The organism is Streptosporangium nanhuense (genome assembly GCF_059358815.1).
Genome location: NZ_JCADBG010000066.1, coordinates 1 through 2500, shown reverse-complemented (window position 1 = coordinate 2500; position 2500 = coordinate 1). Strand labels below are relative to the sequence as shown.

The following is a 2500-nucleotide window of genomic DNA, read 5'->3' as shown; positions in this document are numbered from 1 at the left end:
GAGGTTCGCCTTGTTTGTGATGTGACTGCGTGCCTTTTGAAGAATGAGCCTGCGAGTTATGGTGTGTGGCGAGGTTAACCCGTGTGGGGGAGCCGTAGCGAAAGCGAGTCTGAATAGGGCGTTTGAGTCGCATGCTGTAGACCCGAAGCGGAGTGATCTAGGCATGGGCAGGTTGAAGCGCGGGTAAGACCGCGTGGAGGACCGAACCCACCAGGGTTGAAAACCTGGGGGATGACCTGTGTTTAGGGGTGAAAGGCCAATCAAACTCCGTGATAGCTGGTTCTCCCCGAAATGCATTTAGGTGCAGCGTTACGTGTTTCTTGCCGGAGGTAGAGCACTGGATGGCTAATGGGCCCGACAAGGTTACTGACGTCAGCCAAACTCCGAATGCCGGTAAGTGAGAGCGTAGCAGTGAGACTGCGGGGGATAAGCTCCGTAGTCGAGAGGGAAACAGCCCAGACCACCGACTAAGGCCCCTAAGCGTGTGCTAAGTGGGAAAGGATGTGGAGTCGCAGTGACAACCAGGAGGTTGGCTTAGAAGCAGCCACCCTTGAAAGAGTGCGTAATAGCTCACTGGTCAAGTGATTCTGCGCCGACAATGTAGCGGGGCTCAAGTACACCGCCGAAGTCGTGGCATTCACATATTATCCGAGCCTTTGTGGTTTAGGTGTGTGGATGGGTAGGGGAGCGTCGTGCGGCCGGGGAAGCAGCGGAGTGATCCAGCTGTGGAGGCTGTGCGAGTGAGAATGCAGGCATGAGTAGCGAATCAGAAGTGAGAAACTTCTGCGCCGGATGACCAAGGGTTCCTGGGGCAGGCTAATCCGCCCAGGGTAAGTCGGGACCTAAGGCGAGGCCGACAGGCGTAGTCGATGGACAACGGGTTGATATTCCCGTACCCGCTACGATGCGCCAATACTGAATCCAGTGATACTAAGGGTCCTTAACCCCTCCGAGCCTTCGGGCTTGGGGTGAGGGTGAACGCCTGGCCTGAACTGGTAGTAGGTAAGCGATGGGGTGACGCAGGAAGGTAGCCCAGCCCAGGCGATGGTAGTCCTGGGGTAAGCATGTAGGACGCGTTGTAGGCAAATCCGCAGCGCATTAAGTCTGAGATGTGATGCCGAGCCGATTGTGGCGAAGTGGGTGATCCTATGCTGCCGAGAAAAGCCTCTAGTGAGTGTCGTGGCGGCCCGTACCCTAAACCGACTCAGGTGGTCAGGTAGAGAATACTAAGGCGATCGGGTGAACTGTGGTTAAGGAACTCGGCAAATTGCCCCCGTAACTTCGGGAGAAGGGGGGCCTCCGCTGGTGATCATACTTGCTGTGTGAGCTGGTGGGGGTCGCAGAGGCCAGGGGGAAGCGACTGTTTACTAAAAACACAGGTCCGTGCGAAGTCGTAAGACGATGTATACGGACTGACGCCTGCCCGGTGCTGGAACGTTAAGGGGACCGGTTAGTGGAGTTTACTCCGCGAAGCTGAGAACTTAAGCGCCAGTAAACGGCGGTGGTAACTATAACCATCCTAAGGTAGCGAAATTCCTTGTCGGGTAAGTTCCGACCTGCACGAATGGCGTAACGACTTCCCCGCTGTCTCAACCGCAGACCCGGCGAAATTGCACTACGAGTAAAGATGCTCGTTACGCGCAGCAGGACGGAAAGACCCCGGGACCTTCACTATAGCTTGACATTGGCGTTTGGAACGTCTTGTGTAGGATAGGTGGGAGACGGTGAAGCTATCACGCTAGTGGTGGTGGAGTCATTGGTGAAATACCACTCTGGTCGTTTTGAACGTCTAACTTCGGTCCGTGATCCGGATCAGGGACAGTGTCTGGTGGGTAGTTTAACTGGGGCGGTTGCCTCCTAAAGAGTAACGGAGGCGCCCAAAGGTTCCCTCAGCCTGGTTGGCAATCAGGTGTCGAGTGTAAGTGCACAAGGGAGCTTGACTGTGAGACCGACGGGTCGAGCAGGAGCGAAAGCTGGGACTAGTGATCCGGCGGTGGCATGTGGAAGCGCCGTCGCTCAACGGCTAAAAGGTACCCCGGGGATAACAGGCTGATCTTCCCCAAGAGTCCATATCGACGGGATGGTTTGGCACCTCGATGTCGGCTCGTCGCATCCTGGGGCTGGAGTAGGTCCCAAGGGTTGGGCTGTTCGCCCATTAAAGCGGTACGCGAGCTGGGTTTAGAACGTCGCGAGACAGTTCGGTCCCTATCCGCTGCGCGCGCAGGAGACTTGAAAGGAGCTGTCCCTAGTACGAGAGGACCGGGACGGACGAACCTCTGGTGTGCCAGTTGTTCCGCCAGGAGCACGGCTGGTTGGCTACGTTCGGAAGGGATAACCGCTGAAAGCATCTAAGCGGGAAGCTCGCCTTGAGATGAGGTCTCCCACCACGAGAGTGGGTAAGGCTCCCGGTAGACGACCGGGTTGATAGGCTGGAAGTGGAAGCGCAGTAATGTGTGGAGCTGACCAGTACTAATAGGCCGAGGACTTGACCACAAAGCAA

General features: G+C 56.5%; 1 rRNA gene (cut by a window edge). It reads left to right on the top strand.

From position 1 onward, the window contains the following. Positions 1 to 2493, top strand: a 23S ribosomal RNA gene (locus AC5L38_RS43865); it begins 634 nt to the left of the window's first position. Positions 2494 to 2500: the final 7 nt, after the last annotated feature.